This window comes from Corynebacterium sp. ACRPQ (genome assembly GCF_022347225.1).
In the GTDB taxonomy this organism is placed as follows: domain Bacteria; phylum Actinomycetota; class Actinomycetes; order Mycobacteriales; family Mycobacteriaceae; genus Corynebacterium; species Corynebacterium tuberculostearicum_D.
This window is the reverse complement of sequence record NZ_JAKRNF010000020.1, coordinates 1-13,596: the sequence shown is the minus strand read 5'-3', so window position 1 is coordinate 13,596 and position 13,596 is coordinate 1. Positions and strand designations below refer to the sequence as shown.

Annotated in this window: 13 protein-coding genes; 8 read left to right on the top strand and 5 right to left on the bottom strand. The window is 59.1% G+C overall.

Annotated elements, in window-relative coordinates:
• Positions 1–25 precede the first annotated feature (25 nt).
• Complete coding sequence (locus MHY24_RS10500; protein ID WP_150850639.1) at positions 26–493, bottom strand: DUF3499 domain-containing protein; 468 nt, start codon at positions 491–493, stop codon at positions 26–28.
• Positions 494–589: 96 nt separating this feature from the next.
• On the opposite strand from MHY24_RS10500, the gene MHY24_RS10495 reads away from it, so the two are divergent.
• Positions 590–1,060, top strand: coding sequence for a metallopeptidase family protein (locus tag MHY24_RS10495; protein ID WP_005322429.1), 471 nt, complete (start codon positions 590–592; stop codon positions 1,058–1,060).
• Between the two features lie 80 nt (positions 1,061–1,140).
• Here MHY24_RS10495 and MHY24_RS10490 read toward each other — a convergent pair whose 3' ends face one another.
• The 3 genes from MHY24_RS10490 to MHY24_RS10480 all read right to left on the bottom strand — a co-directional run bounded on the left by MHY24_RS10490 (position 1,141) and on the right by MHY24_RS10480 (position 4,049).
• On the bottom strand, positions 1,141–1,389 hold the full coding sequence (locus MHY24_RS10490) for a WhiB family transcriptional regulator (protein WP_005528147.1): 249 nt from the start codon (positions 1,387–1,389) through the stop codon (positions 1,141–1,143).
• 564 nt (positions 1,390–1,953) lie between these two features.
• Positions 1,954–3,048: a sugar phosphate nucleotidyltransferase gene (locus MHY24_RS10485; protein WP_179387501.1), complete on the bottom strand. Its 1,095-nt coding sequence runs from the start codon at positions 3,046–3,048 to the stop codon at positions 1,954–1,956.
• 101 nt (positions 3,049–3,149) lie between these two features.
• The gene (locus tag MHY24_RS10480; RefSeq protein WP_239230498.1) at positions 3,150–4,049 is read right to left on the bottom strand and encodes a glycosyltransferase family 2 protein; all 900 of its coding nucleotides are present in this window, start codon (positions 4,047–4,049) and stop codon (positions 3,150–3,152) included.
• Between the two features lie 124 nt (positions 4,050–4,173).
• Here MHY24_RS10480 and MHY24_RS10475 point away from each other — a divergent pair, with 124 nt between their 5' ends.
• The 7 genes from MHY24_RS10475 to MHY24_RS10445 all read left to right on the top strand — a co-directional run bounded on the left by MHY24_RS10475 (position 4,174) and on the right by MHY24_RS10445 (position 11,310).
• A complete protein-coding gene (locus MHY24_RS10475; protein WP_239230496.1) occupies positions 4,174–5,805 on the top strand; it encodes an LCP family protein in 1,632 nt (543 codons plus the stop codon).
• Positions 5,806–5,830: 25 nt separating this feature from the next.
• Positions 5,831–6,493 carry a TIGR03089 family protein gene (locus MHY24_RS10470; RefSeq protein ID WP_204609942.1) on the top strand — a complete coding sequence of 221 codons (663 nt, stop codon included), beginning with the start codon at positions 5,831–5,833 and terminating at the stop codon, positions 6,491–6,493.
• Between the two features lie 45 nt (positions 6,494–6,538).
• Positions 6,539–7,276 carry a sulfite exporter TauE/SafE family protein gene (locus MHY24_RS10465; protein ID WP_239230494.1) on the top strand — a complete coding sequence of 246 codons (738 nt, stop codon included), beginning with the start codon at positions 6,539–6,541 and terminating at the stop codon, positions 7,274–7,276.
• Positions 7,277–7,778: 502 nt separating this feature from the next.
• Positions 7,779–9,170 (top strand): hypothetical protein, encoded by a 1,392-nt coding sequence (locus MHY24_RS10460; protein ID WP_204609946.1) that lies wholly within the window; start codon positions 7,779–7,781, stop codon positions 9,168–9,170.
• A 74-nt stretch (positions 9,171–9,244) separates the two neighbouring features.
• Positions 9,245–9,481, top strand: a complete 237-nt coding sequence (locus MHY24_RS10455) for a glycine betaine ABC transporter substrate-binding protein (protein ID WP_239230492.1) — start codon at positions 9,245–9,247, stop codon at positions 9,479–9,481.
• 161 nt (positions 9,482–9,642) lie between these two features.
• Positions 9,643–10,962: an amino acid permease gene (locus MHY24_RS10450; protein ID WP_239193455.1), complete on the top strand. Its 1,320-nt coding sequence runs from the start codon at positions 9,643–9,645 to the stop codon at positions 10,960–10,962.
• A gap of 57 nt (positions 10,963–11,019) precedes the next feature.
• Entirely contained in the window at positions 11,020–11,310 is a 291-nt protein-coding gene (locus tag MHY24_RS10445) for a YrhK family protein (RefSeq protein ID WP_234447434.1), read from the top strand.
• A 266-nt stretch (positions 11,311–11,576) separates the two neighbouring features.
• Here the strand turns inward: MHY24_RS10445 and MHY24_RS10440 are convergent, their stop codons facing one another.
• Positions 11,577–12,896, bottom strand: a complete 1,320-nt coding sequence (locus tag MHY24_RS10440) for an MFS transporter (protein ID WP_239230490.1) — start codon at positions 12,894–12,896, stop codon at positions 11,577–11,579.
• Positions 12,897–13,596 lie beyond the last annotated feature (700 nt).

Sequence of the window (13,596 nt, the reverse complement as noted above, 5' to 3'; positions counted from 1 at the left end):
AAACTACCGCACCACGGGGTTCGTGTCAGTCCTGTTCCGGTTCTGCGGGCGTCGTTTCATCGGGCACGACCGAAAGGTGCGCGCGGCGCGCCTTTTTGGCATAAGCCACGCGGCGGGTGCGAAAGACCGGGTGGTTCGAATTGGCAGGGTCCGCCCCATCAAAGGTCGCGGAATAGTCGATTGGGTCTGCACCGGAGCCGGCGCTGCGGTCATCGACCAAGCCGGTGGTCACGCGGCCGTCTTCCTTGACCGCCTCCGCCAAGGCCATCAGGTCATCTTCTTCGTCCAGCTCAATGCGGTCCACACGCACCAGTTCCCAGCCCACTGGGGCGGAAATGCGGTCGCGGTGGGTCGCACACAGATCCCAGCTGTGTGGGTTCTCCTCTTCCGCCAGCGGGCCGACGACGGCCGTCTGGTCCGCGTAAGCGTAGGTCAATGTCGCCACGGCGGGGCGGCCGCAGCCTGGGCGGGAGCAATGGCGAGAAATAGTCACAGCGCATAAGTCTAAACCCTTGGTTTAGATTTAGATAGTCTTCACCCCGGCGTGGCTCCGCTAAATCCGGCCCGCCAGCGCCTTAGAATCAGGGTCATGACCGCCGCTCGCCCGCATATCCGCCCCGCCCGCGACCGCCACGGCCACGGCATGCGCGGACCGCTCCTCCCCCAGCAGACCCCGCGCTACCGCAGCGCGCGCGAGCACTTCGACATGGCCGTATTGGAGGCCTATGCCCCCATCCAAAACGCCTTCGCGCCACAATTGCGAGGCCTCGACTTGGCCGTGGATACCATCCCACGCATGCGGCTTTCGCCCGATATGACCGTGCTACCGGATGAGATTATCGCCGATGGCCCAGTTCCCCTTGGCCGCGTGGTTCCCGCCGGTGTAGATTCCGAGGGCCAGCCCACCCGCGCGCGCCTAGTCATCTTCCGCATGCCCATCGAGCAACGTGCCTCTACCCCGTCCGAGCGCTCCGAGCTCCTAGGCACCGTTATTACCGCGCTGGTGGCCAACTACCTCAACTTGGATCCCGAAGAAGTGGACCCGCGCTATAGCTGGTAACCTCCGGCAAGTTTCGCGGCAGCAGAAAAGCCCCTGGCCGCACATTGCGTGCTAACCAGGGGCCTTACTGGACACCTTAATTATCCAATCTCGCGCTTGAGGCGGCGGCGCTCACGATCCGATAGCCCGCCCCAAATACCGAAGCGCTCATCGTGCTCCAGCGCGTACTCCAAGCATTCATCGCGTACCGCGCAGGCCTGGCAGATGCGCTTGGCCTCACGGGTAGAGCCTCCCTTTTCGGGGAAGAATGCTTCAGGGTCGGTCTGCGCGCACAGCGCCTGGTCCTGCCACTCCTGCTCGACGGCACCGAAGAGTTCATCGAGCGACATCTCTGCAGCAGCACCGCCACGGAGAATGGCGTTGTTATTAGCCATTTTGTCCACGCCTTTTCCTTTCTCCGAGGTTGGGTAATTCTCATCAGCGCGACCGACTGTACACCACATTTCCTTTGGGCTACCCCGCTGGGACTGTGTGGAAGTAACGGCGCCGGCCGCTGTTTCTTTCACTGATGTAATTTCACACCGGATCACTAAATATCGTCAACCCGAATTGGCGGCTTCTTCGCGCTTTCCGGCAAAAACGCAGCACACGATCCCCATGCGTCACATCCGTAACAACTGATCCCCCGCGGGGGTGTAGGTAGGGGGTACTACATGTAGTGGTACCCCGTTTTTCTGTCAACAATTTTCAGGAAATTCCGGCGTGTCGCGCGCACAACCCCGCAAAGAAGGGATCCATGCGCTTCATATCTGTGAAGATTTCGTACCATGTCGGCCGGTGCAGACAGGCGTAACAGGTGGCCCCATAAAAGAAAGGCCGAACCGAGGCTCTTTATCCTCAGTTCGGCCTATGTCAGCTAGACCTAGTGCAGCGCCCAGACCACGGCGAAAGCGTTAAGCATCGGAGCTAAAACGCACGCCGGCATCAGGAATAGAAACGCCGGGGAAGACTCGCATGCCGTCGAGAAGCTCGCAGCGTGCGCCGATATGCGCGCCTTCACCAATGACACAGTTCTCAATGACCGCGTTGGCGCCAATGTGAGCGCCGGAGGCAATGATCGAGTTGTGAATGATGGCGCCTGGCTCAATGCGCACGCCGTCAAAGACAACGGTGCCCTCCAGACGGGAGCCCGCGCCCACCTCAGAGCCTCGGCCCACGGCGGTACCGGACAGCAGCAGCACGCCGCCAGCGATGCCGGCGGAGGGATCCACCAGGGATTCACCAGTCTTGCCCTCAATCAGCGGGGAAGGCGCGATGCCACGTACCAGGTCGGAGGAACCACGGGTGAAGTCATCCGGGCGGCCCATGTCGCGCCAGTAGGAGTTGTCTACGTGGCCGACAACTAGACGGCCTTCAGCCAAGAGCCCTGGGAAAGTTTCGCGTTCGACGGAAACAACGCGGTTGGCCGGAATGGACTCGATGACGGAGCGCTTGAACACATAGCAGCCGGCGTTGATCTGGTTGGTTGGCGGATCCTCGGTCTTTTCTAGGAACGCGGTAACTCGGCCGTTGGAGTCGGTCGGCACGCAACCAAACGCACGCGGGTCAGCTACGTTGAGCAGGTGCATGGTGACATCGGCGTCCTTGTCATGGTGCGTGGTGAGGATGCCTTCCAGATCCATGCCGGAGAGCACGTCGCCATTGAAGACCATGACCGTGTCATTGCGCAGCTTGTCGTAGACGTTGCGGATGCCGCCGCCGGTGCCGAGCGCGGTCTCTTCCACCACGTACTCGATCTCCAAGCCCAGATCGGAGCCATCACCGAAGTACTCCTCAAAGACCTCGGCCTTATAGGAGGTAGACATGACGACGTGCTCGATGCCGGCGGCCTTGATGCGGGCGAGCAGGTGCTGCAGGAACGGGTAGTTTGCCGTCGGCAGCATCGGCTTCGGTGTACCGATGGTTAGTGGGCGCAGGCGGGTGCCGCGACCGCCGACGAGAATCACTGCATCCGTGCTGGCACCGTGGGTGGTGGCTGCTTCAGTCATAGTCTTCCTTATGTATGCGGACAGTTTTATTCTGTGATTTTCTGAGGGACAGTGTAGAGCGTATGGCGCACAATCCAGGTCAACGGCACGCGCACCGGGCCTTAAGAACGTGCCGAGGCTGAGGCAATAAGCCCGCGGACTCGCAGTCCCAGCCACAACGCACCGCGCAGTGGGGCCTGCCACCGCCCGGGGTGGCGGTCTGCCTGAAAGCGATAGGCGGAGTTGTGGTGGGCGCGCAGCATCGCTCCGGCGTGCGCTTGGGTGGAATGCCCCTTAGCGTGGCTGATGACGGCCTCCGGGCAGAAAATGTTCTGGTAGCCGGCGCGCGTGAAGCGATCTCCTAGATCCACGTCTTCGAGGTACATGAAATAGCGCTCATCAAACCCACCGATGTCGTCGAAGGCCTCCCAGCGCACAAGAAGGCAGGAACCGGATAACCATCCGGCCGGACGCTGGGCGGTCATATCGGATTCATCGCGGTAGGCGCGCGACCATGGATTGGACGGCCAGATCGAAGAAAAGAGTGCGTGCCCAATGCCGGTAGCCACGGTAGGCACGGCGCGGGCCGAGGGATAATTGCTGCCATCCGGTTCCACGATGCGCGGGCCCACGGCCGCAGCATCCGGCCACTGGCGGGCGCACTCGATGAGCTGGTCAATAGATCCCGGGGTAAAGGTGACATCGGGATTAGAGATAAGGAAAAATTCCTCATCCACGCCACCGTGCTCGCGGGCGAAGCGGGCACCCGCATTCATGCCAGCGCCGTAGCCGATATTTCCGCCGGTATCGAGAAAGTCCACCCCGGCGCGTTCGCGGGCGGCGGCCTCGGGCACGCCGTCGGTGGAGCCATTATCCGCAAGCACGACCTTGGTGCCGTGAGCGCAAGCGCCCGGCAGGGAGTTCAAAAAACTACCGAGGTATTCACCGGGACTATAGGTCACGGTGATCACGGCCAGCGGGGATTGATTTGGTGTAGTCACAATGGCCCCGAGCTTAGTCACAGGCGCTCCTCGCACTGGGCAGGGACACTGCCCGAACACGCGAAATCGGACACGGATCACTAATTTTTGCCCGTTCTGCCCTAAACTGTCTCCAGATCCCCACCAATCTAGAAAGCCTCCAGTTGTGACTTCTGAGAACACTCGTCGGGCGCGCACGATCCAGCCGGCGCCCTCTGCCGCTAGTGCGGTGAAGCAAAAAGGTTCCACGGCCATCAAGGCGATCGTGGCACTCCTGTCTGCCTTGATCCTGGTGGTATCTGGCGTGGGTTATGCCACCGTGGGTCGACTAGATAATGGCATGTCTTCGGCCACGGACTTGTCCCTGGACGGCCAGGGCTTGTCCGGTGACTCGCACGATGGCGCAGTGGATATCTTGCTGGTGGGCAAGGATTCGCGTACCGATGCCAAGGGCGATCCCCTCTCTGAGAAGGAATTGGCGGACCTGCACGCCGGCGTGGCCGATGGTGAGGAAAATACTGACACCATGATGCTCATCCGCGTTCCGGAGGACGGTTCCCGCGCTACCGCCGTATCCATTCCGCGCGATACCTATGTCAAGGATCCGGACTACGGGAATATGAAGATGAATGCCGTCTTCGCCTCCCACAAAAACGCCAAGGTGGAAGAGCTCGAGCAAGAAAATGCCGAGGCGGAGGCCAAGGGCAAAAAGAAGCCGCACTCGGATAAGGACATCGAAAAGCAGGGCGTCGAAGCCGGCCGCGAAGGGCTGCTGGCCATGGTGCGCACCCTGACCGGTGTGTCTATTGATCACTACGCCGAGGTGGGCCTCTTGGGCTTTACCCTGCTGACTGACGCCGTCGATGGCGTGGATGTCTGCCTCAACGAAAATGTTGATGATGATATGTCTGGCGCTAAGTTCAGCAAGGGCAAGCAGACCCTCGACGGCGCCAAGGCGCTAGCCTTCGTGCGCCAGCGCTATAACCTCCCGCGCGGCGACCTCGACCGGATTGTGCGCCAGCAGGCCTTCATGGCGTCCCTAGTCAATAAGATACTGGACAATGACACCCTGGCTAATCCTTCCAAGCTGTCCAAGATTGCCAAGGCGGTGGAGCGCTCCGTAGTCATCGATGATGGCTGGGACATCATGGGCTTTGTCACCCAGCTGGCGGGCCTGGCCGGCGGCAATGTCACCTTCACCACTATCCCGGTGACCTCCATCGACGGCCAGGGCGATTATGGCGAGTCCATCGTCACCATCGACGCCTCCGAGGTCCACCGTTTCATGGATGACCTGGCTAAGACCCACGATGAAGCCACCGATGAATCCAAGGCCGAGGATAAGGACAAGCAGGACAAGGCGGAAAAGGACAAGGACGTCGATCCGAATATCAATATTCACGTCCTCAACGCCGGCAATATTGATGGCTTGGCCGCAGGCATTGGTTCTTGGCTGGAGGACAAGGGCTACACGGTGGAGCGCTCCGCGAACGCGCAGCCGGGCATCTACAGCGAGTCGCAGGTCGTCGCCGCCGATCCATCGAGCAAGGAAGCTAAGGCCCTGGCCAAGAAGCTGGGTGGGCTGCCGGTGGCAGAGAACCCGCAGCTCGACGATGACACCCTCATCGTGGTTGCTACCGATGACTACCAGGGACCTTCCGATGAGGAGGCCAGCGCCCAGCAGCCGGAGGAAGACACCTCCAGCCAGCCGGTTGGCACCCCGGGCAATGACTTCGGTACCGCCAAGGTTTCCCCGGAGATCGATGCTGGTGGCGACGGCCCGCGCTGCGTGAACTAGCACTTCTCCCTTACGATGGGCGGGTATGGAACTACTCGCCCATCTTTTGCGTGCCGATGCCGCCTCCCCGCGGCTTACCGTATACAACGAGGCCACCGGCGCTCGCATGGATTTTTCTGCGCAAACGCTCGACAATTGGGTGGCCAAGATCGCCAATATGCTGGAAGAAGAGCTCGACTTAGAGGCGGATTCCACCATCGCCATCGATCTTCCTTCCTCGTGGCAGGCGGCCGTCGTCGCCTTGGGTGCCCTTGCTGCTGGCCCTTCCTATAGCTTTGGCGAGGCTGCCGCGCTTGCCGACGTCGTCTTTACCTCCCCCTCCCGCTACTCGGCCGCCCACGAGCGCCAGCCGCAGGCCGACATTGTGCTCATTAGCGAGGACCCCTTTGGCCGCGGCGTCGTAGAGTCCGGCGGGGAGCTGCCCACCGGCGCCATCGATTTTGGTCCCACCGTGCGCTTCTACGGTGATCAGTACTTTGGCGAAACTCAACCACTGCCCCAGCTTGTCGATGCCCCCGCATCTGCCGAGCGCCTGCTTTCTACCGGCTGGTCCGATAATGAGTCTTTCTCCCGCGCCGTGCTCGAGCCCCTAGCCGCTGGTGGTTCCGCGGTCATCGTTGCCGGCATGTGCCCGGCCGAGCGCTTGGAGGAAATCGCCGCCAATGAGAAGGCCACCGCCCGCCTCTAATAGTTTCTGTATGCAGGCTTGGCCCAGATACACTTAACCCTCGTTATGTTTCTGGGAATCTCCGCGGACGTATGGTCCTCTCTCTTCATTGGCCTCCTCATCCTCGCTGGCACCATTACTCAAGGCACCATCGGTTTTGGCTTAGGCACCATTGCCACGCCCATAATCGCGCTCATTCGACCTGAGCTCGTGCCCACGCTCATTCTGCTGCTCGCACTGTGCATTTCCAGCTATACGCTCGCGCGCACCTTCCGCGAGACGTCCTGGCGCGTTGTGGGGATTTCTTCCCTCGCCCGCATTCCCGGTTCCCTGGTGGGCGCGTGGGCAATCGCCAGCCTCCCACCCGATGGGCTGTCCATCTTCATCGGTTGCGCCGTACTCCTTGCTATGACGCTTTCCAGTTTGGGCTGGAGCCCTCGACCTACCACCGCCAATACGCTCATCGCCGGCGTAGCCTCCGGCATCCTGGGCACCTCGACTTCCATCGGCGGCCCGCCGATGGCGCTGATCATGAAGCGCTTCGACCCAAACCGCACACGAGGCACCTTAGCGGGCACCTTTGTCCTCGGAACCTTAATCTCTCTTATAATTTTGGCGTTCAATGGGCAGATCACCAGCACTCAGGTGACCGCCGCGGCGGCCTACTTCCCCCTTGTTGTCGTCGGCCTCATTGCCGCCAACTACCTCAACCGATTTATAGATAGGCACCTCCTCAACCGCATCGTCATCATCGTGGCCATCGCTGCGGCCCTTATGCTGATTCTCGAATCGGCCCTATTCTAGCCCCGGGCCCTACCCCTCAGCAGAAAACCTCGGCAGGCTCCAGTTGCGAAACATGCCAACCTCTGCCATGTAAACGCCTATAACTTATGTCACGTAACATTCATAACAAAGCATTTTATACCCCTTCCCTACCCGCTTAAATGCAGCGCACGACGCATATTGTGACGTGACCACAACTTTTCGTCAGGCCCCTAAACCCCTCCCAGAGGCCACCCAAACACCCCCAGATAGGGGCCCACTCCCTTCGTGTCGATTCTCTATTGTATAGACAATCATTTATCAATATTTTTTCACGCACTATCAGCCGTTTAGCGGGAACAAGCCCCAATAAACAGCTTAGTCTATATAAAAAATACCCACCCGTCGGCGTGGCAAATATATAGACATCTAAGAGATGAATTAATTCTGTGCCTGTTTTAGCGTTTTCTCAGCGCAACATTGAGAGTTGCTGGATTTCATTCATAAGTTCATTCATTTTCTACCTGCCCAGGAGAAGTTATATATGTCGATTCGTCGTCGCATGACCGGCCTGACCGCCGGCCTCATCGTCGCCGGCACCGCATTCGCGGCACCGCTGGCTGGCGCAGCTACCCAGACCGAGTCCTACCCGGAGACCCCGGCCCTGAACCCGGACCTGCCAATCATCCACACCACCCACGGTTCCGACCACATGAAGGCGAATATCCTGAACCCTCGCCCGGTATGTAACCCGTGGGAGGACCACCGCACCGTGGTCTACAAGGTCTCCGACCGCTTCCTGCCGGCCGGCACCATCTCCACCACCAACCAGACCAAGAAGGACATCCCGCTGCAGCAGGATCTGTCCAAGTCTCAGTCCATCTCCCTTTCCGTCAACGGTGACCGCACCGAGACCACGTCCATGAACCTGGGCGGCAAGGGCTCCAAGAAGGGCGCTGAAGGCTCTTTCGGCATCTCTCACGAGATCGCTACCAAGATTGGTGCTAGCGCTTCCTACTCCCTGTCTTGGGATGCTGGCCAGTCCATCGGACCTTACGACGTTCCGCCAAACCACACCGGCGAGGCTACCTACGGCTTCCGCGTGCTGAACATGACTGGCACCCAGCAGTACTGCAAGCCAAACGGCACCTGGTCCACTCCGACCGCTTGGAACGCTATGCAGCCGGTAAAGAACGAGGTTCGCGTCAAGCTGTACGATAAGCTGTCTGACTCCTACGCTCCCAACAAGGACGCTCAGAACACCACCGACGTCAATGACCCGAAGGTCGTTGAAGAGGACAAGAACCTCGAGGCTGACGCAGAGGTAGTCAAGGAGTCCGAGGGCAACGCCAAGGAAGCAACCGAGAAGGTCTCTGAAGCAGAGGGCAAGAACGAAGAGGCTGCTGACAAGAAGAAGCAGGAAGAGGTTGACGCCAAGGAAGACAAGAAGGACTCCAAGCACAAGCTCGACCTCGAGCCTTACCTGACCGTTTCCGGCGCTAAGCACGCTGGCTTCGCAGGCACCGTTGCTCTGCGCGCCAAGAACGTTGGCTCCGAGCGCTACTACGGCGAGTTCCCAGCTACCCAGTTCCGCGTGGACGTGAAGACCGCTAAGGGCCCGAAGGGCGTTGACCGCCTCATCACCCCGCGCTCCTCCAACGGCGCTCACATCCGTGACCTGGGCTTCAACGAGAAGACCTCCACTCGCTCCTTCGAGGTAACCCTGGCTAACCCGATTAACGCTGGCGAAGAGGCCCGCATCGCTAACCTGGACTTCGGCGACGGCAACACCAAGGAAGGCCGCCTCATCAACAACATCGAGGTAACCCAGACCTCCCGCATCAAGGGTGATGACTCCAAGCACAACGACCAGAACGTTGACTCCCGCGAGCACACCCTGAATGACTTTGGCAAGAAGAACGAGGGCCTGTTCTAAGAATACCCTACTTCTGCCCTAGGAAAATAGTTTCCTAGCCAGTCACTCCCAGAAGGCCGCTGCATCATCAAACGGTGCGGCGGCCTTCTTTCTTACCCTCGCCTACCCATACACGTCATTACTCCGCTTCAGATGTTCCCACCGTGGTCGTGGACGAGCACCCAGAGATTGAAGAGCTCTTCGCTCCCCTTTCGCAGTTGCTTACCGACGAAAAGATGCAGGAACTCAATGCCCGCGTCGACGTCGATGGCGAGGACTACACCACCGTGGCGCTGGATTTCTTGAAGGAAGAAAACCTGATCGCGGCCTAGCTGGGGCGCCTTAACAAGATTCCCAAAGACCGCTGCACCACCCTCGGTGCGGCGGTCTTTAACATTTATTTAACTTAGATCACAAATTTGCTTTCGTTCACCAGAACCTTCAGATAGATTGTGTATGTTACCCCATTCACAAACACTGGAGGATGAATTCTATGTCTCACACGACTGCGAATGCGCCCGCTTCACCAGCCAGCCCACCCACCACTGGCGGTGCAGGTACTTCACCCAGCGGCCAGGTGACCACTAATAAGGCCGTCAATAGCCAATGGACCATCACGCTCTTCGGCACCGCCGTGGGTGCAGGCATCCTCTTCCTGCCGATTTCGGCCGGCAGCTTCGGCTTCATCCCGCTACTGGTGGCTACCCTGCTCATCTTCCCAATGACCTACCTGGCCCACCGCGCGTTTTCTTGGATCATCAGCTATTCCCCGCTACACGGCGAAGATGTCCTCGCGGTACTCACTCACTTCTTCGGCCGCGGCAATGGCATCATCCTGGCAATCATCTACTGGTTCACCATCTTCCCGGTGGTGCTCATCTACGGCGTATCGATTACGAATACGGTCGATAGCTTCATCGTCAACCAGCTGGGCGGCCCGGAAATCTCCCGCTACATCCTGGCGCCACTGTGCGTGGGCCTCATGACACTCGCGCTCGCCTTTGGCAACGCCATCATGCTCAAGATTGCCCAGTTCGTGGTCTACCCGCTCATCGTGGCGCTCGCAGCGGTATCGCTCTACCTCATCCCGCAATGGGACTTGGGCTCCTTCCTGGAAGCCGGCGACCACAGCGCCGGCGGCGTCCTCAAGGCCATCATCCTCATCCTTCCAGTATTGGTCTTCTCCTTCTCCTTCGTTGCCGCCATCTCCCAGTTCTCCCTGGGCATGGAGAAGGAATACGGCGCGGACCACCACGCGCAGTCCGATAAAGTCATCCGCAACTCCGCCATCCTGCTGACCATCTTCACCATGTTCTTCGTCTGGTCCTGCGCCCTGGCCATGGGCGCGGACGGCATGCAGGAGGCTAATGACAAGAACCTGCCGGTACTCTCCTACTTCGCCAACGAAACCGGCACCCAGTTTATGGCCTACATGGCGCCCATTGTCGTTATTTGCGCGGTGGCCTCCTCCTACTTCGGCCACGCCCTTGGCACCATCGAGGGCACCCAGTACCTCTTCAACCTGGGCGCGCCAAAGGCCACGAAGAAGATGTCTACGCGCACACTCGACTTGTGGACCTACCTCTTCATCTTTGTTTCAACCTCCCTGGTGGGTATTTTCAACCCCTCCATCCTGGATATGATTTCCGTCGTGGGCGGTGTCTTCTTCGCCTTCATGACCTACCTGCTACCCATCTGGGTCATCTACCGCGTGGAGGCACTGGCACGGTTCCGGGGCAACAAGACCAACTTCTTCGTGGCGATCATGGGTCTTATCGTGCTCTTCGCCACCATCTGGGGAATGTTCCAATAATCCCACAAAAACATGGTTCGACAAGGCCTTTTCCTCTCTGGCAGGGTGGGAGACATCATGTCAGAACAGGAAAAGGATCCCGACCTAAAGATTAAGCTCGGGCAGAACAACGAAATCAAAATTAAAAACAAGTACGAGACTTTCTCCATCGCCAATGACATCGCCATCTCTGTGGTCTTCATCCTTGGCTCAGTGCTGACACTGGCCGGCATGTCAATGGTCGCCACCGTCTTCTACCTTCTCGGCAGCCTGGGCATGGCAGCCCGCCCAGCTATCCGCTTGAAGCGGCGCACGCACCTGCAACGCATTGGAGCGGATGCCAATACCGCCGAAAGCTACGACTACTAGGCGCAATGGGCAGACGCGGCTAACAGTAAACTTTCAGCAACTCGCAGCGACCTATCAGGCGCAACCCATTGCAGTAGCAGCCCCGTACCCCATACTTAAATCATGCGTTTGAGAGAGCGCATACGAGAGAGATAGAGAGAACCCCTCAGTTTCCAGAGGGCGGCTTTAAGCCGATACATGGGAACACCTTGTAGAGAGAGACGCCTGCGGCCCTCGGCTCCTTTTAGGTTCCGAGGGCCGCAGGCGTTTTACACGGCTCCACGGTACTACTCGTGCAGCTTATTTTTCTTCGATGCGAAGAGAACTGCGATGCCGGTCACCAGCGCCGCGGCCACCAAATAGAAGGCGGGGGCGAGCTGCAGGCCCGTGACGTCAATAAGCCACGTGGCAATCATCGGTGCGGTACCGCCAAATACAGCGTTGGCGGTATTAAACGTCAACGCGAAACCGGACAGGCGCACGTGGGTGGGGAATTGTTCGGAAAGGAAGGAGGGCAGGACGCCGTCGTTAAGCGCCAGCACGCCGCCCAAGCAGACCTGAATGATAATGACAAGGAAGAGCCCGGCGCCATCGAGAAGCATGAAGGCCGGAATGATGGTCGCGCCCATGAAGGCGGCCGCGCACAGCATCGTCGTGCGGCGACCAAGACGGTCCGAAAGCATGCCGGTGAGCAGGGCAAAGCCCACATAGAATGCGGACGCCACCGAGGACGCGATAAATGCCGGCGTCGCGGCCATGCCCAACTCCTCCGACAGGTAAGTGGGCAGGTAAGTCAAAATGACGTAGAAGCCAATGGCGTTGAGCACCGCGCCCGCAAAGGCAATGGCTAGGGCCTTGGGGTACTTCAGAACCTCGCGCAGCGGGGACTCCTCCGGCTCATCCTGGTCCTCAAAGTGGGAGGACTCTTCCGTGTTGCGGCGAATCCACAGGCCGTATAGACCCAAAGGCAGCGCAATCAGGAATGGCACACGCCAACCCCAGGAATCCAGGGCGGTATCATCAAGGACTCCAGTCAGCAGCGCCGCAATGAGCGAGCCCAAGAGCAAGCCCGAGGCCGTCGCGGAGGGCACCACCGCCGAATAGATGCCACGCTTGCCGGCTGGGGCAATCTCAGCCAGGTGCGTGGCCGCGCCCGCATACTCGCCGGCTGCGGAAAAGCCCTGCACCATGCGGCACAGCAATAGCAAGATGGAGGCGGCAAAGCCTATGGTGGAATAGCCCGGCAGGAAACCGATGCACGCAGTTGCCACCGACATCATCACAATAGACACCGTCAGCGTATGGATGCGCCCGTATTTATCACCAAAGTGACCCCACACGATGCCGCCCAAGGGCCGCACCAGAAACGACAACGCGAAGAGCGCAAACGTCATAATCAGCGCGCGGCGGCCTTCCATCTCCGGAAAGAACACCCGGGAGATAATCGCGGACATATAGATATAGGCCGCATAGTCGAACCACTCGATGAAGGTGCCAATAAACGCCGCCTTAATGGCCGAGCGATGCTGGCGCCTGGTTTCTTCCGCATCCTCTACCTGCGCCGGCACAACGTCCTTGGCTGGGGGTTGGGCTGTGAGAGGAGACATGCTCCTCACCTCGATTCTGTAGCTCTACAAGCAGGTGAAACGGCGCAGCCTGACTGCGCGCATATCTTCCACCCTACAGAAACAAACTATGTTCTACGTCACTTTCACGCGCCAATGTTGCACATCTCCACCCCAGTCCTGCTTTCCGACGCCCTCCCCACCCCATTCCCAGCCACTAACAGCAACCCAACAGCCGGACCCCATGGCCGCTACAGCCCAGTGCCCCATACTGAGATTGTGCGTTTGAGAGAGCGCATATGAGAGAGATAGAGAGAACCCCTGCAGTTTCTGAACTGCTCCCCATTAGTTGGACTGAGAAATCAGTTACCTACTAGTGGGGAGCAGTTGTATGCATACGCGTAGTTCGTTGTCGGCGGGGCAGCGGGAAGAATTGGTGGCCCTTTTCGAGCAGGGTTGTAGTTACTGGGCTGCAGCCCATCATGTCGGTGTTGGTGTTTATCCAGTTCGCGCTTTGTTTCGTCGGTTCTTGCTCCATGGCAAGCTGTGTCTTGTGGAAAAGCCTTCAAAGCAGCAGTACTCCTTCGAGATCAAAAAGGAAGTTGTCCAACGCCATCTCACTTGAGGTTACCCTCAAGTAGTGGACACCCTATTTGTACGGATCTTGTGTCCGTAGGAGAGGATGTTCATTGTGAATCAACAGCGCAAGAAGTACACGCCGGAGTACCGGCGTGAAGCCGCA